The 19,292-nt window shown below is 73.9% G+C and carries 21 protein-coding genes; 5 read left to right on the top strand and 16 right to left on the bottom strand.

What is annotated here, in order from left to right; all coding sequences use genetic code 11:
• Positions 1-35: 35 nt before the first annotated feature.
• The 6 genes from O2W53_RS03460 to O2W53_RS03435 all read right to left on the bottom strand — a co-directional run bounded on the left by O2W53_RS03460 (position 36) and on the right by O2W53_RS03435 (position 5,661).
• Positions 36-1,331, bottom strand: coding sequence for a PhoH family protein (locus O2W53_RS03460; RefSeq protein WP_269161636.1), 1,296 nt, complete (start codon positions 1,329-1,331; stop codon positions 36-38).
• 234 nt (positions 1,332-1,565) lie between these two features.
• Positions 1,566-2,390, bottom strand: coding sequence for an ABC transporter permease (locus tag O2W53_RS03455; RefSeq protein WP_269161635.1), 825 nt, complete (start codon positions 2,388-2,390; stop codon positions 1,566-1,568).
• Positions 2,387-3,382 (bottom strand): ATP-binding cassette domain-containing protein, encoded by a 996-nt coding sequence (locus tag O2W53_RS03450; protein WP_269161634.1) that lies wholly within the window; start codon positions 3,380-3,382, stop codon positions 2,387-2,389. Before O2W53_RS03450 ends, O2W53_RS03455 begins: the two co-directional genes overlap by 4 nt.
• Positions 3,383-3,425: 43 nt before the next feature.
• The gene (locus O2W53_RS03445; protein ID WP_269161633.1) at positions 3,426-3,611 is read right to left on the bottom strand and encodes a hypothetical protein; all 186 of its coding nucleotides are present in this window, start codon (positions 3,609-3,611) and stop codon (positions 3,426-3,428) included.
• 5 nt (positions 3,612-3,616) lie between these two features.
• Positions 3,617-4,834: a DUF885 domain-containing protein gene (locus tag O2W53_RS03440; RefSeq protein ID WP_269161632.1), complete on the bottom strand. Its 1,218-nt coding sequence runs from the start codon at positions 4,832-4,834 to the stop codon at positions 3,617-3,619.
• Positions 4,835-4,881: 47 nt separating this feature from the next.
• Positions 4,882-5,661 (bottom strand): isoprenyl transferase, encoded by a 780-nt coding sequence (locus O2W53_RS03435; RefSeq protein ID WP_269161631.1) that lies wholly within the window; start codon positions 5,659-5,661, stop codon positions 4,882-4,884.
• 125 nt (positions 5,662-5,786) lie between these two features.
• Between O2W53_RS03435 and trhA the strand changes: the two genes are divergently transcribed.
• Positions 5,787-6,608, top strand: coding sequence for a PAQR family membrane homeostasis protein TrhA (gene trhA / locus O2W53_RS03430; RefSeq protein WP_269161630.1), 822 nt, complete (start codon positions 5,787-5,789; stop codon positions 6,606-6,608).
• A gap of 13 nt (positions 6,609-6,621) precedes the next feature.
• Here the strand turns inward: trhA and O2W53_RS03425 are convergent, their stop codons facing one another.
• The 4 genes from O2W53_RS03425 to O2W53_RS03410 all read right to left on the bottom strand — a co-directional run bounded on the left by O2W53_RS03425 (position 6,622) and on the right by O2W53_RS03410 (position 9,981).
• Entirely contained in the window at positions 6,622-7,671 is a 1,050-nt protein-coding gene (locus O2W53_RS03425; RefSeq protein ID WP_269161629.1) for an HAAS signaling domain-containing protein, read from the bottom strand.
• Positions 7,668-8,003: a PadR family transcriptional regulator gene (locus O2W53_RS03420; RefSeq protein ID WP_269161628.1), complete on the bottom strand. Its 336-nt coding sequence runs from the start codon at positions 8,001-8,003 to the stop codon at positions 7,668-7,670. The genes O2W53_RS03425 and O2W53_RS03420 overlap by 4 nt, the downstream gene beginning before the upstream one ends.
• 106 nt (positions 8,004-8,109) lie before the next feature.
• On the bottom strand, positions 8,110-9,360 hold the full coding sequence (locus tag O2W53_RS03415; protein WP_269161627.1) for a geranylgeranyl reductase family protein: 1,251 nt from the start codon (positions 9,358-9,360) through the stop codon (positions 8,110-8,112).
• 42 nt (positions 9,361-9,402) lie between these two features.
• On the bottom strand, positions 9,403-9,981 hold the full coding sequence (locus O2W53_RS03410; RefSeq protein WP_269161626.1) for a hypothetical protein: 579 nt from the start codon (positions 9,979-9,981) through the stop codon (positions 9,403-9,405).
• 521 nt (positions 9,982-10,502) lie between these two features.
• Here O2W53_RS03410 and O2W53_RS03405 point away from each other — a divergent pair.
• Together O2W53_RS03405 and O2W53_RS03400 are read left to right on the top strand one after the other, a co-directional pair.
• Positions 10,503-11,270 (top strand): transglycosylase domain-containing protein, encoded by a 768-nt coding sequence (locus O2W53_RS03405; RefSeq protein ID WP_269161625.1) that lies wholly within the window; start codon positions 10,503-10,505, stop codon positions 11,268-11,270.
• Between the two features lie 106 nt (positions 11,271-11,376).
• Positions 11,377-11,928: an AMIN-like domain-containing (lipo)protein gene (locus O2W53_RS03400; protein WP_269161624.1), complete on the top strand. Its 552-nt coding sequence runs from the start codon at positions 11,377-11,379 to the stop codon at positions 11,926-11,928.
• A gap of 24 nt (positions 11,929-11,952) precedes the next feature.
• Here O2W53_RS03400 and O2W53_RS03395 read toward each other — a convergent pair whose 3' ends face one another.
• The 3 genes from O2W53_RS03395 to mca all read right to left on the bottom strand — a co-directional run bounded on the left by O2W53_RS03395 (position 11,953) and on the right by mca (position 13,775).
• On the bottom strand, positions 11,953-12,468 hold the full coding sequence (locus tag O2W53_RS03395; RefSeq protein WP_269161623.1) for a phosphate-starvation-inducible PsiE family protein: 516 nt from the start codon (positions 12,466-12,468) through the stop codon (positions 11,953-11,955).
• A gap of 87 nt (positions 12,469-12,555) precedes the next feature.
• Entirely contained in the window at positions 12,556-12,891 is a 336-nt protein-coding gene (locus tag O2W53_RS03390) for a hypothetical protein (RefSeq protein ID WP_269161622.1), read from the bottom strand.
• Positions 12,888-13,775 carry a mycothiol conjugate amidase Mca gene (mca, locus tag O2W53_RS03385; RefSeq protein ID WP_164700049.1) on the bottom strand — a complete coding sequence of 296 codons (888 nt, stop codon included), beginning with the start codon at positions 13,773-13,775 and terminating at the stop codon, positions 12,888-12,890. The genes O2W53_RS03390 and mca overlap by 4 nt, the downstream gene beginning before the upstream one ends.
• Before the next feature lie 300 nt (positions 13,776-14,075).
• Here mca and greA point away from each other — a divergent pair, with 300 nt between their 5' ends.
• Together greA and O2W53_RS03375 are read left to right on the top strand one after the other, a co-directional pair.
• On the top strand, positions 14,076-14,582 hold the full coding sequence (greA, locus tag O2W53_RS03380; RefSeq protein WP_269161621.1) for a transcription elongation factor GreA: 507 nt from the start codon (positions 14,076-14,078) through the stop codon (positions 14,580-14,582).
• Positions 14,583-14,612: 30 nt separating this feature from the next.
• The gene (locus O2W53_RS03375) at positions 14,613-14,975 is read left to right on the top strand and encodes an RNHCP domain-containing protein (protein WP_231558541.1); all 363 of its coding nucleotides are present in this window, start codon (positions 14,613-14,615) and stop codon (positions 14,973-14,975) included.
• Positions 14,976-15,167: 192 nt separating this feature from the next.
• On the opposite strand, the gene O2W53_RS03370 is transcribed toward O2W53_RS03375, so the two are convergent.
• From O2W53_RS03370 to O2W53_RS03360, 3 genes are all read right to left on the bottom strand, one after another.
• A complete protein-coding gene (locus O2W53_RS03370; protein WP_269161620.1) occupies positions 15,168-17,249 on the bottom strand; it encodes a M3 family metallopeptidase in 2,082 nt (693 codons plus the stop codon).
• 72 nt (positions 17,250-17,321) lie between these two features.
• Positions 17,322-18,128, bottom strand: a complete 807-nt coding sequence (locus tag O2W53_RS03365) for an ABC transporter permease (RefSeq protein WP_269161619.1) — start codon at positions 18,126-18,128, stop codon at positions 17,322-17,324.
• A complete protein-coding gene (locus O2W53_RS03360; RefSeq protein ID WP_269161618.1) occupies positions 18,125-19,126 on the bottom strand; it encodes an ATP-binding cassette domain-containing protein in 1,002 nt (333 codons plus the stop codon). The genes O2W53_RS03365 and O2W53_RS03360 overlap by 4 nt, the downstream gene beginning before the upstream one ends.
• Positions 19,127-19,292 lie beyond the last annotated feature (166 nt).

Below are 19,292 nucleotides of genomic sequence, written 5' to 3'. Positions count from 1 at the left end.
CAGGAACGGCGCAAGAGCGGGGGTCAGGCGGCCCGTCAGAGGGGGAGGTCTTCCAGCATCTCGGTCACCAGGGCGGCGATGGGCGAGCGCTCCGAGCGGGTCAGGGTCACGTGGGCGAAGAGCGGGTGGCCCTTGAGGCGGTCGATCACCGCGGTGACGCCGTCGTGCCGGCCGACCCGGAGGTTGTCCCGCTGCGCCACGTCGTGGGTGAGGACGACGCGGGAGTTGGTGCCCAGCCGGGAGAGCACGGTGAGCAGCACACCGCGCTCCAGCGACTGCGCCTCGTCGACGATCACGAACGAGTCGTGCAGCGAGCGGCCGCGGATGTGGGTCAGCGGCAGCACCTCGATCAGCCCGCGCGCCACGATCTCCTGGACTACGTCGCCGGAGACCAGGGCGCCGAGGGTGTCGAACACCGCCTGGGCCCAGGGCGCCATCTTCTCGCCCTCGCTGCCCGGCAGGTAGCCGAGCTCCTGCCCGCCGACGGCGTACAGCGGCCGGAAGATCACGACCTTCTTGTGCGCCCGCCGCTCCATCACCGACTCCAGCCCGGCGCACAGCGCCAGCGCCGACTTGCCGGTGCCGGCCCGGCCGCCCATCGAGACGATGCCGATCTCCGGGTCGAGCAGCAGGTCCAGGGCGACCCGCTGCTCGGCGGAGCGCCCGTGCAGCCCGAAGGCGTCCCGGTCGCCGCGGACCAGCCGCACCTGCTTGTCCGGGGTCACCCGGCCCAGCGCGGACCCGCGGCCGGAGAGCATGACCAGCCCGGTGTGGGTGGGCAGCTCCGCGGCGGCCTCGAGGTACACCGTGCCGGCGTCGTACAGCGCCTGGACGTCGGACTCCTCGACCGCCAGCTCGGCCATCCCGGTCCAGCCGGTGTCGACCGCCCCCAGCCCGCGGTACTCCTCGGTGTCCAGCCCCACGGCGGCGGCCTTGACCCGGAGCGGGACGTCCTTCGTCACCAGGCAGACGTCCCGGCCCTCGCTGCGCAGGTTGAGCGCGACGACCATGATCCGGCTGTCGTTGCTGTCGTTGCGGAACCCGGGCGGCAGCACCGACGGGTCGCTGTGGTTCAGCTCGACGTGCAGCGATCCGCCCTGGTCGCCGACCGGCAGCGGGGCGTCCAGCCGGCCGTGCTGCACCCGCAGGTCGTCGAGCATCCGCAGGGTCTGCCGGGCGAACCAGCCGAGGTCGGGGTGGTCGCGCTTGTCCTCGAGCTCACCGATGACGACGAGCGGCACGACGACGTCGTGTTCGTCGAAGCGCAACAGGGCGCCCGGGTCGGAGAGGAGCACGGAGGTGTCGAGGACGTAGGTACGGCGAGTGCTCACGAGTCGGCTCCCGTGGAGCGACACCCTGATGACAAGGCGCGCCCCGGCTCGAAGGTGGCCGGGCCCCGGCGCTGGGGCCAGGACGCGGCCCCTCTGGTGGATGAACTGCCTCGCACCAACCGGGCCTCCCGTGGAGGGCGAGGTGAGCTCGTCCTCCACCGCCGACGCTAGGCCCCGGTACCGACGAAAGCACCCCCCCGACACGCCATCGGGTGACCCGTGGTGCGCCGTTCGTCAGCTGGACTCCTGCCGGAAACGTCGGACGCCGAACCACCAGCCCGCCACGCCCATGGCGACGGTGAGCCCAGCACCCCACCACGCGGTGCTGCTGCCGTAGTCGCCGTCGAAGAAGGCACGGGTGCCCTCGACCACGTGCTTGAGCGGGTTGACGTCGCTGATCGCCTGCAGCCAGCCGGGGGCCAGCGACATCGGCAGCAGGATGCCCGACAGGAGCAGCACCGGCAGGACGACGGCGTTGAGCAGCGGCGCGAAGGCGTCCTCGCTCTTCAGCGTCAGCGCGAGCGCGTAGGAGACCGAGGCGAACGCGGCACCCAGCAGCGCGATGACCACCAGGGTCAGCAGCACCCCGGCCACCGGTGCGCGCAGCCCGAGCGGGATGGCCACCAGCACGAGCAGCGTGCCCTGCACCAGCAGGACGACGACGTCGCGCAGCACCCGCCCCAGCAACAGCGCCGTGCGGCTGGCCGGGGTGACCCGCTGGCTCTCGATGACGCCGGCCCGGTACTCCGCGATCAGCCCGAACCCGACGAACAGTGCACCGAAGATGCCCAGCTGGACGAGGATCCCGGGCACGAACACCTGGTAGGCGTTGCCCGCGCCGAGCTGGACGGCATCGGAGGTCAGCAGCGGGCCGAAGAGGGTGATGTAGAGGATCGGCTGCATCAGGCTGATCACCAGCCAGGCCGGGTTGCGCAGCGACATCCGCATCGCCCGGGCGAAGACGGTGTAGGTGTCCCGGACCAGGTTGCTGGTCGCGGTGGCACTGGTCGTGGTGGTCGCGGGCGGCGTGGCCTCCGGCGGGGTCGCGACCGTGCTCATCGGGCTGCCTCCAGCGACTCGGTGGGGACGGCGGGCGGCGCCCCGGTCTCGCGCAGCGACCGGCCGGTGAGGCCGAGGAACACGTCGTCCAGGCTGGGCCGGCGGCTCTCGATGCCGGCCACGGCGATGCCGGCGGCGTCCAGCTCACGGACGAGCGCGACCAGCGCGGCACCCCCGTTCGGGGCGCGGCCGACCACCCGGGGGCCGTCGACCTGGGGCGCCTCCGCCCCGGGCAGTGCGGCCATCAGGGCGGCGACCTGCCCGGCGGCGTCCGCGTGCTCGGCGGTGACGGTCAGGACGTCGCCGCCGACGTCGGACTTGAGCTGGTCGGGGGTGCCGGCGGCGACGATGCGGCCGGAGTCGATGACCAGGATCCGGTCGCACAGCGCGTCGGCCTCGTCGAGGTAGTGCGTGGTCAGGAAGACCGTCGTCCCGCGCTCGGCGCGCAGGCCGCGGATGTGCTGCCACAGGTTCGCCCGGGCCTGCGGGTCGAGCCCGGTGGTCGGCTCGTCGAGGAAGACCAGGCCCGGGACGTGCACCAGGCCCAGCGCGATGTCCAGCCGACGGCGCTGGCCGCCGGACATGGCCTTCGGCTGACGTTCCCAGAGGCCGTCGAGGTCGAGCTCACGGAACAGCTGCTTGCCGCGGGCGGTCGCCTCCTCGGTGCTGATCCCGTACAGCCGGGCGTGGTCGACGACCTCCTCCCCGGCCCGGGCCTCGGGCGCGGTCGAGCCGCTCTGCGAGACGTAGCCGATCCGGCGGCGCACCCCGACCGGGTCGGCGATCAGGTCGCAGCCGGCCACGGTGGCGGTGCCGGCGGTGGGCTCCAGCAGGGTGGTCAGCATCCGCAGCGTGGTGGTCTTGCCCGCGCCGTTGGGGCCCAGGAAGCCGACGATCTCCCCGGCCTCGACGTCGAGGTCCACGCCGGCGACGGCGTGCACCTCCTGCTTCTTCTTCCGGAAGGTGCGGGCGAGCCCGCGGGCGTGGATCACGCCGGGGATCCTCCACCGGCGCACCGACAGGAGTCGACCGGGTTCAGCTCTCGGTGGACGACCGGCGCGGCCGGAGCACGACCAGCGCCCAGGCCGCCGGGACCAGCAGCACCGGCCACTGCAGCGACACGTCGCCCAGCCACAGCAGTCCGGCCAGCAGGAACAGCGCCAGCCAGCCCGCCGTCCACAGCCCCAGGGCCTGCCGCTCCTCCGTCGTCCCGCTCGCCACGACGGTCAGGCGCCGGCCAGCTCGGCGGTGACGACCGCCGGCGTCAGCGGCTCGTCCAGCAGCCGCAGGAACCGGTCGGCGACGGGCTGCCCGGCCGGCCGGGCGGCCAGCCACGCGGAGAGCAGGTCGAAGCCCTCGACGTAGGTGGAGATGTAGGCCCGCCACAGCGGGTCGGTGAGGAAGCGCAGCTGCTGGACGGCGCGGTCGTGGCTCACCAGACCCCAGCGCTGGAGGTGGGCGATCACTACGTCGGGGTCGGCGCCGCGGTCGTGCAGCAGGATGGCGGCGTCCTGGCGCACCCGGTTCAGCGGTGCGGCCGCGGCGGCGACCCGCTCGGCCAGGTGCCCGTCGAAGCGCAGGCCCAGGTCACCGAGCACGTCGGCGGCCCAGGGCCCCCACCCGGCGCCGATCGACGCCTCGACGCCCAGGTCGGCCAGCCCCTCGGCCATCAGGCACTCGGGGGTGTTGACCAGGAACACGGTGTGCTCCAGGTGCTGGTCGCGCTCGACCAGCCCGCGCTCCTTGCGGCAGTGCTCGGTGTGGTGCCCGGGGTAGGACTCGTGCGCGACCAGGTGCGGCAGCTGCGCGAGCCGGTGCGGCAGGTCGGCGTTGATCGCGACCCGGGAGCGGTAGTCGCCCTCGTAGTAGTTGAACCCCGACCACGGCTTGTCGGTGACCACCTCGTAGCGCACCGTCTCGGCCTCGGGCAGGCCGTACTGGCCGCGCACCCGGTCGCGCAGCGCGGAGGAGAGCGCGTGCACCGCCTCCTCCAGCCGCTGGGGCGGGCACTCCTCCCGCCGCCGGTGCACCGCGTATCGCTCCGCCAGCGTCCCGCTGCCGGGCAGCAGCTGCTCGAGCTCGGCGTGCGCGGCGGCGTACTCGGCCGGGTCGCCGAGGGCGACCGACACCTGGAAGTAGGCCTCGACCTCGGCGATGAAGCCGACCGGCTCACCGCCCAGCTTGCGGGCGGAGCACTCCAGCCCGGTGAGCTGACCGCGCAGGTAGGCGGTCCGGTCGGCCGGCAGGGCGGCGGAGTCGAGCTCGCCCAGCAGCGCCCGGGCCTGGTCACGCAGCTGGTGCGGCTGCGGCGCCGGCTCGTCGGCGACCTGGGCCCGCAGCCGCTGCTCGCCGGTGTAGGCGTCGACGAAGCCGGGCTCGAGCCGGTCGAAGCGCAGCCCCAGCCGCACGTACTCCAGGGGGACGTCGACCGCGCCGGCTGCCATGCCCAGAGTCTCCCAGCCCACGGGCCGCCGTCCCGGGCAGGTCCGGGTCAGCCGCCGAAGCGGCGGTGCCGGGCGGCGTAGGCGCGCAGCGCCCGCAGGAAGTCGACCCGGCGGAACTCCGGCCAGTAGACGTCGGTGAAGTAGAACTCCGAGTGGGCGGTCTGCCAGGTCAGGAACCCGGAGAGCCGCTGCTCGCCGCTGGTGCGGATGACGAGGTCCGGGTCGGGCTGCCCACGGGTGTAGAGGTGCTCGGCGATGTGGTCGGCGTCGAGCACCTCGATCAGGTCCGGCAGCGTCGTCCCCCGCTGGACGTGCTCGGCCAGCAGCGACCGGACGGCGTCGGCGATCTCCCGGCGTCCGCCGTAGCCGACCGCCAGGTTCACCGTCGCCCCCGGACGCTCCCGGGTGTCGCGCTCGGCCCGGGTCAGCACGGCGACGGTCTCCGCCGGCAGCAGCTCGAGTGCGCCCACCGCCCGCAGGTGCCACCGCCGGTCCGGACCGGCCAGGTCGCAGGCGACGCCCTCGATGATCCGGAGCAGCGGGGTGAGCTCGGGGGCCGGCCGGCTCAGGTTGTCGGTCGACAGCAGGAAGAGGGTGACCACCTCGACGCCGGCCTCGTCGCACCAGGAGAGCAGGTCGGCGATCTTGTCCGCGCCGCGGCGGTGCCCCTCGCTGACGTCCTCCAGGCCGATGGCCCGGGCCCAGCGCCGGTTCCCGTCGATGATCACGCCGACGTGCCGTGGGGTGTCGGCGCCCACCAGGCCGCGGGCCAGCCGGCGCTCGTAGACGACGGTGAGCGCGTCCCGGACCCTCGCGCGCACCCCCACGCCCTCACCCTAGGTGCCGCCTCCCCGTGCGGCCGGACCGCGCGCCGGACCGGGCCGGCGCGTTCCCAGGGAGATCACACCCGGCCCGGGATGACGCGTCACCCCCTGCTCCGTAGCCTCGGCTCATGAGCGTCTCCTCAGACCACGAGGACCACGCCCGGGTCACCGCTGACGGCGCTGAGATCGAGGCGCCGGCCGGCGAGGCGGTGGCCGCCGTCCATGCGGAGGGCGAACGGGTCGAGTCCGTCGAGCGCCAGGGCGAGTGGCCACTGGCGGAAGACGGCGAGCACGACCACCCCGACACCCGCCCCCGGATGCGGGGCTGGCTGCACCTCTTCGCGTTCTTCGGGTCGGTCATCGCCGGGGCGGTGCTCATCCCGCTGGCCGCCGTGCAGGGCGCGCGCGCCGGGTGGTCGGTGGCGTTGTACTGCGTCACAATCCTCGGGCTCTTCGGGGTCAGCGCCCTCTACCACCGCCGACGCTGGTCACCGCGCGGCTGGCAGCTGATGAAGCGCGCTGACCACTCGATGATCTTCGTGTTCATCGCCGGCACGTACACGCCGTTCGCGCTGCTCGCCGTCCCCGAACCGACCGGCCGGTGGCTGCTCGCCCTCGTCTGGGCCGGTGCCGTGCTGGGCGTGGCGCTGAAGGTGGCCTGGCCGCACGCACCCCGCTGGCTGGGGGTGCCGATCTACCTGGCCCTGGGCTGGGCAGCGGTGTTCGTGCTGGTCGACATCCTGCAACTGGCCGGCGTCACCGCACTGGTGCTGCTGTGCGTCGGCGGACTGCTCTACAGCGTCGGGGCGATCGCCTACGCCAGCAAGCGGCCCAACCCCTGGCCGGGCACCTTCGGCTACCACGAGGTGTTCCACGCGCTGACGATCGTGGCCGCCCTCTGCCACTACATCGCCATCTACTTCGTGATCTACCGCTCCCCGCTCGCCTGAGCCGGCCGGCCGCTCAGGGCGTCGGCGGCGCGCCCGGATCGGTCAGGGGGGTCTCCCCCGGCACGGCCGGCGCCGGCGCCGGCTCCGGCTCCGCTTCCGGCGTGACGCCGGTGCTGGGGGCGACGCCCGTGCTGGGGGCGACGTCGGTGCTGGGGGCGATGCTCGGCAGCGGCATCGGGACGGCGGTCTCCTCGCCGTACTGGTCCCAGCTCAGCACCTGTCGCTGCTGCGGGTAGGCGTTCCCCGGCTGCAGCGGTGCGTCCGGCACCGTCTCGACCTGCTCGCCGTCGACCGTCGCGTCGGCGAGCCCGTCGATCGGGCGCCCGTCCTGGTCGTAGAGCAGGACGCCGGTCAGCGGTTCCCCGGTCGAGGAGAACGGCAGGATGTTGGTGATCGGTGTGCCGTCCTCGTGCACCAGGTGGTCCGGCTGCGCGTCCTCGACGTACACCTGCTCGGCGGTGGCGACGCCGGGTCCGTCGGCCAGGCCGACGAGGGCGACGAGCGTCAGCAGCCCCAGCCCGGCGTTGACCAGCGCGGCGCGGCGCCCCGGCTCCCGCCCCTCCGCCCGGGCCTGCAGGCCGAGCCGCACCGACCAGGCGATCGCGGCACCGGTGACCAGCAGGCCGATCGGGCCGAGCCCGAGGGTGGGCACCGGGAAGGACGTGCCCCCGACGAACACCACGTCCACCGCGGTCACCGCCGCCCAGGCCCGCACCACCCACCACGCCGGCCGCAGCTCGGGGAGGAACGCCTCGACCTGCCGCACCGGCGCCCACGACCGGAGCCGGGCGACCAGCTCGGTCAGGCCGACCTGCTCGTCCTCGGCCGCCGGCGCAGCCGGCAACCCGGCGGCGGTCCGCAGCTCGTCGGCGTAGTGGCGGGGCGAGCCCAGCCGGAACTCCAGCGGCGCATCGCCGTCCGCGGCCACCTCCGCCAGGTGGTCCTCGAGGTCCTCCAACAGCTCTTCGTACCGGTCGGCCGGGACGTCGGTCAGCGCAGCGCGCACCGCCGCCGCGTACTCCGCCACCTCGGCCTGCCGGCCCACACTCGTCGCGCCGGTCATGCCGCCACCTCCCGGTCGGTCGTCAGCAGGGCCGCCATCGTGTCGGCGAAGCCCTGCCAGGTCTTGGTCGCGATCTCCAGCTGTGCCCGCCCGGAGACGTTGAGCCCGTAGTACTTGCGGTGCGGACCCTCGGCCGAGGGGACGACGTAGCTGGTCAGGTGGCCCGCGGCGTACAGCCGCCGCAGCGTGCCGTAGACCGAGGCGTCGCCGACCTCCTCCAGCCCCCCGGCGCGCAGCCGCCGGACGACGTCGTAGCCGTAGCCGTCCTCACCATCGAGCACCGCGAGGACGGCGAGGTCCAGCACCCCCTTGAGCAGTTGCGTGGTGTCCATCGGGGTCCTCCGGCTCGTCGGTGTGGAACGCACAGTACTGCGCATCACGCAGTAGCCAGCACCCGGCGGTCCGGCGCGTCGTGCGCGAGCCTGCGCAGGGAGCAGCTCAGGCGAACGGCGGGCGGTGGTCCAGCCGCACCGAGAGCCGGCCGGCCCGGCGCCAGGCGCGGGCGACGACGTCCCGGTCGGTGTCGGTCACCAGGTTGCCCATGACCCGCAGGGCGACGGTCATCAGCACCCGCGACCGCATGCCCACTGGGCCGGCGGCCGGCAGGAACCGGGGCACGGTGAGCAGCCCGGCCAGCCGGCGGGCGATGGAGAACGCCTCGCCGTAGTGCCGGCGCAGCGTCGTGGGCCAGGCCTGCGACCAGTCGTCGTCGTCGAACAGGTCGACCACGCTGCGGCCGGTCTCCAGCCCGTAGTCGATGCCCTCGCCGTTGAGCGGGTTGACGCAGCCCGCGGCGTCCCCGACCAGCGCCCAGTTGCGCCCGGCCACGCCGGAGACCGCACCGCCCATCGGCAGCAGCGCACTGGCCGGGGCCTGCACGGCGCCGTCGATCTGCCACTCCGCGCGCCGCTGGTCGGTGTAGAGCTCCAGCAGGCTGCGCAGCCGCACCTCGGCCGGACGGCGCTCGGTCGCCAGCGTGCCGACCCCGACGTTGACCTCACCGCGCTCGGCACCCAGCGGGAACACCCAGCCGTAGCCGGACAGCAGCTCGCCCTCGGCCCCACGCAGCTCCAGGTGCGAGCTGATCCACTCGTCGTCGCTGCGACCGGAGCGCACGTAGCCGCGTGCGGCCACCCCGTAGACGGTGTCGCGGTGCCACTCCCGGCCGAGCACCCGGCCCAGCGGCGAGCGGACGCCGTCGGCCACCACGAGCCGGCGGCAGCGGACCGTCGTCGTCGACCCGTCGGGACGGCGGAACACCACCGCGGCCACCCGGTCGCCGTCCCGCTCGACGTCCACCGCGCGGGCACCCTCCAGCGGGGTGGCGCCCGAGTCCAGGGCCACCGAGCGGATCCGGGCGTCCAGCTCCGTGCGGGGGACGGCGCCGCCGTGGTCGGGCAGCGCGCCACCGGGCCAGGGCAGCAGCAGCTCCTGGCCGAAGCCGGCCGCCCGGAGCCCTCGGTTGCGGCCGTGCGAGCGCACCCAGTCACCGAGCCCCAGCCGGTCGAGCTCGGCGATGGCCCGGGGGGTCAGGCCGTCACCGCACGTCTTGTCGCGGGGGAAGACGGCGGCGTCGGCGAGGACGACGTCGGCGCCGCCGCGCGCGGCCCAGGCGGCCGCAGCCGCCCCGGCGGGACCGGCCCCCACCACGAGCACGTCGGTGGCGGTGGGCTCAGCGGTGTCGGGCACGGCACCCAGTGTCCCCTGGTCCCCGCACGGGCCGCGGCCCTCCTACCGGGGACCCCGCGCGCGCACCTCCTCCACGGCGGCCATGGCCTGCCGCAGCTCGGCCAGCCAGTCGTCGGCGTGCTGGCCGACCAGGCGCACGGCCCAGACCAGCGCCTCGGACCGGGACCGGGCCACGCCGGCGTCGACCAGGGTGTCCAGCACCAGACGCTCGGGCTGGCGCAGTCGGGTCATCACCGGGACCGAGAGCGTGGTGAACAGCTCCCGGACGTCGCCGCAGGCCGCACCCCAGGCGACCGAGCGGCCGTAGCGCTCCTGGGCGGCATCGGCGATCGCCATCCGCTGGCCGCGGGTCTGCTCGCGGAAGCGGGCGATCCGCCCCGCGCGGGCGGCCGCCGGGTCGCCCTCACCCGCCTCGGGCTCGGGGACCGACCCCACGACGGTGATCTCGTCCCGGTCGACGACCAGCTCGACCGGGCCGGTGAACCACTCGTCGGGGAGCCGGCCGGCGAACCAGCCGGCGACCTCGGCGCGTTCGACCGGCGGTGGGCTGTCCGCGGCGCGGCCACGGGCACGCCCGCGACCGGGGAAGCCCTCGGGTGGGAAACGGTGGTGTGCGTGCACGGTTCCTCCTCGATTCAAGCCAACACGAACACCGTAATCGTGTAATCACCTCGTTGGCCGCCTCGGCGCTGCGCTGAGAGCGGACACGCTGCGCCCGCTCGCGCGCCCCGCCCGGGAGCGCGCGGTGGGCCGGGGGCCACGACCGCCGCACGTACGATGACGGCTCGCTGTCAGCACCTGGAGCTCCACCCATGGCCCACGTCCCGCCGGATCGCCGGCCGACCGCGCGGTTCCGCCGCCCGGCCGACGGGCCACCGCCGGACCCCGCGTACCCACCCGGCCCGCCGTTCGACCAGTTCCCGCCTGCCCACGACGACCGGTACGGCCCACCGCCGGGCGCAGCCGACCGGTACCCGCCCGCAGGCGCAGACGAGCAGTCCCGCCCGCGGCGGCCCTGGCGGCGCGACCGTCCCGCCGCCGGGCGGCCGCCGGCTCCGGAGCAGCCCCGGCGCCCGTGGCGGCGGGACCGGTCCTCGGGAGGACGCCGCGGCGTCCTCCGGAGGATCGGTCGGCTGCTCGCCGTGGTGTTCGTCGTCCAGGCCCTGGTGATGGTCGCGCTGCGGTGGGTGGACCCGCCCACGACGGCGTTCATGGCCGCCAACCCGGCCGGCTCGATCCAGCAGTCCGTGCCGGTCGAGCACGTCTCCCGGAACTTCCTCGCCGCGGTCATCGCCCACGAGGACGCCCCGCTCCCCTACCGCTCGGGCGCCTTCGAGTGGGATGTGCTGTTCTCCCGCGCGCAGGCCCACCTGCGCGGCGAGGACGACCCGTCCGGCTCGACCATCCCGCAGCAGGTGGCCAAGAACCTGTTCCTCAACCAGGAGCTGAGCGCCTGGCGCAAGGCGGTGGAGGCCGGCCTGGCCGCGGAGCTGGCCCTGGTCGTCGACGACCGGCGGATGCTCGAGCTCTACGTCAACCACGCCCAGTTCGGCCCCACGCTGTACGGCGTCTGCGCGGCCAGCTGGTACTACTTCGACACCCCGCCGGACACCCTGTACCCCGAGCAGGCGATCCAGCTGGCCGGCCTGCTCCCCTCCCCCGGGCACGTCCGCCGCGCCCCGGGTGGTGGGCTCGACTTCGAGGTCGAGGACGGCCTGGGCTGGCTGTCCCGCTCGCACGTGGTCAACGCGCAGAACCGGCTGCCCCGCCACCTCGACCGGCTGGGGTTCCAGCCGGTCGAGGACGTCGGCATCACCGGGCTGGCCGCCGACGAGCCTGACTCCGGCGACGACTGCAGCGAGCGCCCTCAGGAGGTCGCCGACCTGATCGCCGCGGAGGGCACCGCCTGACGGGCGGCGTCACAAGATCGTCATGTTCCCCCGCCGCCGGATGGGATACAGATCCTGGGACGACGTCGAGGAGGTGGCCGTGAACCGGAACGGAACGAGCCCACGCATGTTGGTCGTGGTGCTGCTCAGCACCCTCGGGCTGCTGGGCGGCGCACTGCCGGCCCAGGCGGCCAGCGACCCGTACTGCGGCATCCGCTGGGGATCGCTGCTGGAGAGCCAGCCGCCCGCCAGCCCGTGGGGCACGATCACCGACGTCCGCACCGGGCAGCACCCGTGCTTCGACCGGCTGGTCGTCGACCTGCAGGGTGCCGACGGGTCGGCCGGCTACTTCGTCCGGTACGTCGACCAGGTGGGCGCCCAGGGCTCCGGGGCGCCGGTGCCCGTCCGGGGCGGCGCGGTGCTGCAGGTGGTCGTCCAGGCTCCCGCGTTCGACGACACCTACGAGTCGACGTACCAGCCCGCCGACCGCACCGAGGTCGTGGACGTCACCGGCGCGCGCACGCTGCGCCAGGTCGCCTGGGGCGGCTCCTTCGAGGGGCAGACGACGCTGGCCGTCGGCACCCGGGCCCGGCTGCCCTTCCGGGTGTTCGTGCTCGCCGGTGCGCCGGGACAGCCCGACGGCGCTCGCGTCGTGGTGGACGTCGCCCACCGCTGGTGAGGCCCGCGGGGCTGATCCGACCGATCAGCCCGGTGGCGGCGCGTCACCCTCGTCGGGCTCGCGCTCCTTCAGCCGCAGCAGCCAGGCCGTGCAGCCGAGCAGGACGACCAGCACACCGAGGACGCCGATCTCGGTCATCCGGTCGTCGAACTGCGCCCCCTTGCCCAGGACCCCCGCCGCCTCGACCGACAGCACGACGATCTCCTTGATCGAGGCGATGATCCCGACCAGCAGGAAGGGCTCGGCCACCAGCTCGCGGCGCTCCACGGTGATCCGCACCGCGAACAGCAGCTCGACGATGATGAAGACGAGCAGCAGCACGTCGAGCAGCTCGAGCACCGGGGCCTGCGAGAGGTCGCCGACCATCCCCCACGTCGTCTTCCCGGCCACGACGAGCAGCACGAGCGCGCTGACCACCAGGAACAGCGCGATCCCTGCGTAGACGACGTTCTCGCCCACCTCGAGCGCACGGGTGCCGAATCGGCCGAGCCCGGGTCGTTCCTGCCGTACGGGGTCCCGCCGGGCCTGCTGGGTCGCCATCGGGAGATCATCGCCGACCGCGCCCCCTCGGGCGCCAGACGCCGGTGAGCATCCCTCGCCCGGGTCAGTCCCCGTTCCGGCGATCGGTCAGCCGGCGGCGGGCCGCCCACCCGGAGTGCCGCCGTCCTGCGGACGACGTGGCGGCTCGATGGCCAGCGGCGCCCGGCGCAGGTTGTCCAGCAGCTCGGCCCCCGGCTCCCGGGCCGGGACGTCGACCATCAGCTCGGCCGGGCTGTCCGGGACCTGGTCGGCCGGGTCGAAGCTGCGCGGCACCTTCTTGAGGTGCCGGCCCATCGACCGGCCCAGCCACAGCACCGCGATCAGCAGCACGACGATGAGCAACAGCCCGAACGGACCGCCCTTGCCGACGTCCTCCGGCACCGGCTGCTGTTGGACGGCGAGCAGGGTGAGTGCAGTGGTCACGAGACACGCTCCGAGGTGCGGACGCCGGCGAACAGGTCGTCCTCCGGGACAGGGACATCGACCAGCGACCGCGCCAGCTCGTAGTCCTCGGTCGGCCAGGTGCGGGTCTGCAGGTCCAGCGGGACCGAGAACCAGCGGCCGGTGGGGTCGATCTGGGTGGCGTGGGCGATCAGGGCGGCGTCCCGAACCGGGAAGTACTCGGCGCAGGGCACCCGGGTGGTCACCCGGTGGGAGATGTCGTTGGCCGGGTCCCACTTCGCCAGCCACTCGGTGTACGGCGACTCGGCCCCCTCGGCCAGCATCGCCTCGTGCAGCGCCTTCGTCCGGGGCAGCGTGAAGCCCATGTGGTAGTAGAGCTTGCTTGGCTGCCAGGGCTCCCCGAGGTCGGGGTAGCGGTCCGGGTCACCGGCTGCCTCGAAGGCGTGCACCGAGATGTCGTGGGTCTTGATGTGGTCGGGGTGCGGGTAGCCGCCCCGCTCGTCGTAGGTGAGCACCACCTGCGGCCGGAACCGCCGGATGAGCTCGACCAGGGGCGCGGCGGCCTCCTCGACCGGCACCAGGGCGAAGCAGCCCTCCGGGAGCGGCGGCAGCGGGTCACCCTCGGGCAGCCCGGAGTCGACGAAGCCGAGGAACTCCTGCTCGACACCGAGGACCTCCCGGGCCCGGGCCATCTCCTCGCTGCGGATCTCGGCCATCCGCTCCCACACCTCGGGGCGGTCCATCGCCGGGTTCAACACCGACCCGCGCTCCCCGCCGGTGCAGGTCGCCACCATCACGCGGGCGCCCTCGGCGACGTACTTGGCCATGGTCGCGGCGCCCTTGCTCGACTCGTCGTCGGGGTGGGCGTGCACCGCGAGCAGGCGCAACTGGTCCGGTTCGGTCACGTGTGCTGCTCCTCGCTCCGCGCGTCGAACCCGTGCCCGACGGTGCCCTGCTCCGTGCGCGACACGCACGCCCGGTCGCAGGCACCATTGTCCCCCCGGCCGACGGGTCGTGGCACGCACCCCGGCGACTCCTGGTGTGCCCCGCGCCACTCCGGCGGGCTCCGAGGTCGGAGAGCCGTCCCGGCCGGATCCGTTCCGTAGACGGCTGCACGGGGCCGCGCTCCGGTGTTACGTTGCTCGGATTGACCACCGGTGACCTGCGAGCGCAGCGGGTCGCGACGACGAGCACCGGGAGCAACTGTGGCCACCCCCACTGACGAGCAGGACCAGGGCGTCTGGCTGACGCAGGAGGCCCACGACCGGCTGCGAGCCGAGCTCGAGCAGCTGGTGGCGAGCCGACCGGCGATGGCCAAGGAGATCAACGACCGCCGCGAGGAGGGTGACCTCAAGGAGAACGGCGGCTACCACGCGGCCCGCGAGGAGCAGGGCAAGGCGGAGGGCCGGATCCGGCAGCTCACCGACCTGCTGCGCAAGGCCCGGGTCGGCCAGCCGCCCACGACGGCGACCAACGCCGCCGTCGGCACGGTCATCACCATCGCCTTCGACGGCGACGAGGACGACACCGACAAGTTCCTGCTGGGCTCGCGGGAGATCGCCGGCACCACCGACCTGACCGTCTACTCCCCCGAGTCCGCGCTGGGTGCGGCGATCGTGGGCGCCGCGCCGGGCGCGACGGTCACCTACCAGGCCCCGAACGGCAAGGACATCTCCGTGAAGGTCCTGGCCGTCGAGCCGTTCATCCCCTGACCTCACGGCCAGGGCAGTGAGGTCAGGGCAGTGACGAGCGCGATGGACGAGGCCGGCACGGTGGACGGCGGGCGGGCTCGTTCCCGGCGGGCGGAGAACACCACCTTCGTCTGCGGGCACTGCCAGACCCTGGTGCCGGCGAACACCGACGGGCACTACCGCAACCACTGCCCGTGGTGCCTGTGGTCGCTGCACGTCGATGACCTGCCGGGCGACCGGGCCAGCGAGTGCCGGCAGCTGATGGAGCCCATCGGCCTGGTCGAGAAGTCGGGCAAGGGCTGGCAGGTGGTGCACCGCTGCACCGCCTGCGGCCACCGCCAGCCCAACCGCCTGGTCCGGGACGGCGCCGCCCCCGACGACCTCGACCTGGTGCTCGCCCTCCCCTGGCTCTGAACCGGCCGCCCCTCCGTCGCTCTGCACGCTCTTCCTCCGCTCGGCACGTGCTGCAGCGCGGGCAGAGCAGACGGAAGGCGTGCAGAGCGTCGCCCGCCACCTGACGGTCGGGCCGCGAGCCCGCCCGGCACGGGCGGTCAGCACGCAGAACGCCCCGCGGACGTCGTCCGCGGGGCGTTCTGCGTGTCGGGGTCAGGCGACGGGCGTCAGCCCCCGGCGGCGCAGCAGCGGCCCGGTGTCGGCGGCCCGACCGCGGACGGCGGCGAAGGCGCCCAACGGGTCGACCGAGCCACCGCGGGAGAGCAGCTCACCGCGGAAGACGTCGCCGTTCTCCCGGCGCAGCCCACCGTTCTCCTTGAACCACTCCACGGTGTCGGCGTCCAGCACCTCCGACCAGATGTAGGAGTAGTAGCCGGCCGAGTAGCCGCCGGCGAAGACGTGCTGGAAGTACGTCGTCCGGTACCGCGGCGGCACCAGGTCGAAGGCGACGCCGGCGTCGGCCAGCGCCTGGGCCTCGAAGGCCTGCGCGTCGGCGACCTCGGTGTCCGGCCCGATCCGGTGCCAGGCCTGGTCGAGCAGCGTGGCCCCCAGGTACTCGACGGTCGCGAACCCCTCGCCCCACAGGGCCGCGGCCTCGAGCGCGTCGACCGTCTCCTGCGCCAGCGGCTCCCCGGTCTCGACGTGCTTCGCGTAGTGCGCCAGCACCTCCGGCCACAGCGCCCACATCTCGTTGACCTGGCTGGGGAACTCCACGAAGTCGCGCGGCACGCTGGTACCGCTGAACCGCGGGTAGGTGACCGCCGAGGAGAGCCCGTGCAGCGCGTGCCCGAACTCGTGGAAGAGCGTCGTCACCTCGTCCAGGGTCAGCAGCGTCGGCTGCCCGGCCGCGGCCCGGGTGACGTTGAGGCAGTTGAACACCACCGGGCGGGTGTCCAGCAGGCCGGACTGGCTGACGAACGAGCTCATCCAGGCCCCGCCGCGCTTGCCCTCCCGGGCGAAGAAGTCACCCAGGTAGAGCCCGATCGGCTGCTCGTCGGCGAAGACCTCCCAGACCCGGACGTCGGGGTGGTAGCCCTGCAGGTCCGGACGTGGGGTGAAGGTGAGGCCGTAGAGCAGCTCGGCGGCGCGGAACACCCCGTCGACCAGCACCCGGTCCAGCTCGAACCACGGCCGTAGCGCGGCGCTGTCGACGGCGTAGCGCTCGGCCCGCACCCGCTCGGAGTAGAACGACCAGTCCCAGGCGGCCAGCTCGACCCCGTCGGCGGCGGCCACCTCGGCGAGCACCTCGGCCTCGGCCTTCGCGTTGGCCATCGCCGGCGGCACCAGCGCACCGAGCAGCTCGTCGACGGCGGCCGACGTACGGGCGGTCTGGTCGGCGGCGATCAGGTCGGCGTGGGTGTCGAAGCCCAGCAGCTGCGCCCGGACCGCGCGCAGGTGCGCCATCTCCACCGCGATCGGGCCGTTGTCGTGCTCCCCGGCCGAGGCCCGGGTCAGCGACGCCTCGTGCAGCCGGCGGCGCAGCTCCCGGTTGCGCAGCTTGGCCATGGCCGGCTGGCCGCTGGGCAGCACCAGGGTGAGCAGGTACCCGCCCTCGTGACCGCGCTCGGCGGCCGCACCGGCGGCGGCCTGGACCTCGGCCGGGCTCAACCCGTCCAGCTCGGCCTCGTCGGTGACCAGCACCGCCGCCGCCTCGGTGGCCACCACCAGGTTCTGCCCGAAGGTCGTGGACAGCTCGGACAGCCGCTGGTTGAGCTCGCGGAGCTGTTCCCGGCCGGCGTCGTCCAGCCCGGCCCCGGCGAGCACGAAGTCCAGGTGGTAGCGCTCGACCAGGCGGACCGCCTCCTCGTCGAGGCCGGCGTCGTCCCGCCCGGCATGGACCGCGTCGATCCGGGCGAACAGCGCCGGGTCCAGGCGCAGCGCGTCGGAGTGCGCCGCCGAGAGCGGGGCGACCTCCCGCTCGATCTCCCGCAACCGGTCGCTGGACATCGACGAGGACAGGTTCCAGAACACCGCCTCCGCCCGGCCGAGCAGCTGGCCGGAGCGCTCGAGGGCCACGACGGTGTTCTCGAACGTCGGCTCGGCCTGGTCGGCCAGCAGGGCGGCGACCTCGGCCCGCTGCTCGGCCATCCCGGCCAGCAGCGCCTCCCGGCAGTGCTCCAGCGAGATGTCGGCGAACGGGGGCAGCTCGTAGGGCAGCGCCGACGGGGCGGCCAGCGGGTTGGACGCGGACAGGGGCGCGGAGTCCGGCGAGGGAGCCGGTGCAGTGGTGCTCATCCCGCTCATCTTCACCCCCACGCCCGGCCGGCCGTCACCCGACGGCCGACCGGACCCGAGGCAGCCCCTCCGTCAGCGGCTGGCGGTGCGCAGGTAGGCCCGGACCGCCAGCGGCACGAAGACCACCAGGATCGCGACGGTCCACAGCACCGTGTACAGCGCCGGGTTCTGCAGCGACCAGACGTCGGGGACCGGGGCCCCGGCGGGGACGTTGCCGAACAGCTCCCGGGCCGCCTGGACGACGGTGGAGACCGGGTTCCACTCGGCGAAGGCCCGCAGCGGCGCCGGGAAGCTCTCCAGCGGGACGAAGGCGTTGGAGGCGAAGGTCAACGGGAAGATCACGATGAAGCTCGCGTTGTTGACCACCTCCGGGGTGCGGACCAGCAGGCCGACCAGCGCCATCAGCCAGGAGATGGCGAACGCGAAGACCAGCAGCACCAGGAACCCGCCGATCGCCTCCCCGATCGAGGAGTTGATCCGCCAGCCCACGGCGAGCCCGGTCAGCGCCATCACCGTGATCGAGATGACGTTGAGCCCCAGGTCGGCGACGGTGCGGCCGATCAGCACCGCCGACCGCGACATCGGCAGCGACCGGAACCGGTCGATCAGCCCCTTCTGCAGGTCCTCCGCGATGCTCGCCCCGGTGACGGTGGAGCCGAAGACCACCGTCTGGGCGAAGATCCCCGGCAGCAGGAACTCGGCGTAGCTGATGCCCGGCGGCAGGTTGATGGCACCGCCGAAGATGTAGCGGAACAGCACCACGAACATGATCGGCGACAGGGTCGCGAAGACGATCAGGTCGGGGACCCGCTTGACCTTGATCAGGTTCCGCTTGGTGATGACGACGCTGTCGGAGACGGTCTCGGCCAGGGTGGTCATGACTGCGCTCCTGCGCTGACGGTGGCCGAGTCCTCGGCGTCGGTGGTGGTGTCGGCGTCCTCGGCGGAGCGCCCGGTGAGGGTCAGGAAGACGTCGTCCAGGTCGGGCCGGCGCAGGCCGATGTCGAGCACCTGCGCGCTGGTGCCGGCGAGCCGGCGCAGCGCCTCGGCCAGCGTGTCGGTGCCGCCGGTGACCGGCACCGACAGCCGCCGGGTCTGCCGGTCGGCGTGCAGCTCGCCGTGGGAGAGCGGGCGCAGGGCGTCGGTCACCACCGCGAGCTGCTCGACGGTGCTCACGGTGAGCTCCAGCCGCTCGCCGCCCACCTGGGCCTTCAGCTCGTCGGCGGTGCCCCGGGCGATCACCTTGCCGCGGTCGATGACCACCATCCGGTCGGCCAGCCGGTCGGCCTCCTCCAGGTACTGGGTGGTGAGCAGGATCGTCGTCCCGTCGCTGACCAGGTCGGCGATGAACTCCCACATGCCCAGCCGGCTGCGCGGGTCGAGCCCGGTCGTCGGCTCGTCGAGGAACAGCACCCGGGGCCGGGCGATGAGGGAGGCGGCGATGTCCAGCCGACGGCGCATGCCGCCGGAGTACGTCTTCGCCGGGCGGTTGGCCGCGTCGGACAGGTCGAAGCGCTCCAGCAGCTGGCCGGCGCGCGACCTGGCCTCCCGCTTGCCCAGGCGGTAGAGCCGCCCGACCATCTCCAGGTTCTCCGCACCCGTCAGGTACTCGTCGACCGCGGCGTACTGGCCGGTCAACCCGATCATGGCGCGCACCTGGTCGGCCTGGGTGCGCACGTCGAGCCCGGCCACCTCCGCCCGCCCCGCGTCGGGCTGCAGCAGCGTGCTCAGGATCCGGACGACGGTGGTCTTGCCGGCGCCGTTGGGCCCCAGCAGCCCGAGGACGGTGCCCTCGGACACGGTGAGGTCCACCCCACCGAGCGCGGTGTTCTCCCCGAAGCGCTTCACGAGCCCCTCGACGACGACGGCATCGGTCATGCCGCGCACGCTAGGCCCGCCCACCGACAGTTCTCACTGTCTTTTCCGGGCACCCGACGGGTCCGTTCCATGAACAACTCCTCCGACGACGCGTGGTCCGTCCGGCCGTCGCGGTGCGACGGCTCACCGGGTGCAGACCCGCCCCGCCCGGAGAAGTCATCGGTCC

This window comes from Modestobacter sp. VKM Ac-2978, assembly GCF_026968025.1.
Lineage (GTDB): Bacteria > Actinomycetota > Actinomycetes > Mycobacteriales > Geodermatophilaceae > Modestobacter.
Note: the sequence above shows the minus strand (reverse complement) of the source record. Positions and strands in the feature narration are given on the sequence as shown.

Bases quoted from the DNA above. Each gene is read 5' to 3' on its own strand.
- O2W53_RS03455 (WP_269161635.1), bottom strand. From the start codon at position 2,390: ATGAGCACGGTCGCGACCCCGCCGGAGGCCACGCCGCCCGCGACCACC.
- O2W53_RS03370 (WP_269161620.1), bottom strand. From the start codon at position 17,249: ATGAGCACCACTGCACCGGCTCCCTCGCCGGACTCCGCGCCCCTGTCC.
- O2W53_RS03440 (WP_269161632.1), bottom strand. From the start codon at position 4,834: ATGGCAGCCGGCGCGGTCGACGTCCCCCTGGAGTACGTGCGGCTGGGG.
- O2W53_RS03400 (WP_269161624.1), top strand. From the start codon at position 11,377: ATGTTGGTCGTGGTGCTGCTCAGCACCCTCGGGCTGCTGGGCGGCGCA.
- O2W53_RS03365 (WP_269161619.1), bottom strand. From the start codon at position 18,128: ATGACCACCCTGGCCGAGACCGTCTCCGACAGCGTCGTCATCACCAAG.
- O2W53_RS03425 (WP_269161629.1), bottom strand. From the start codon at position 7,671: ATGACCGGCGCGACGAGTGTGGGCCGGCAGGCCGAGGTGGCGGAGTAC.
- O2W53_RS03420 (WP_269161628.1), bottom strand. From the start codon at position 8,003: ATGGACACCACGCAACTGCTCAAGGGGGTGCTGGACCTCGCCGTCCTC.
- O2W53_RS03360 (WP_269161618.1), bottom strand. From the start codon at position 19,126: ATGACCGATGCCGTCGTCGTCGAGGGGCTCGTGAAGCGCTTCGGGGAG.
- trhA (WP_269161630.1), top strand. From the start codon at position 5,787: ATGAGCGTCTCCTCAGACCACGAGGACCACGCCCGGGTCACCGCTGAC.
- O2W53_RS03395 (WP_269161623.1), bottom strand. From the start codon at position 12,468: ATGGCGACCCAGCAGGCCCGGCGGGACCCCGTACGGCAGGAACGACCC.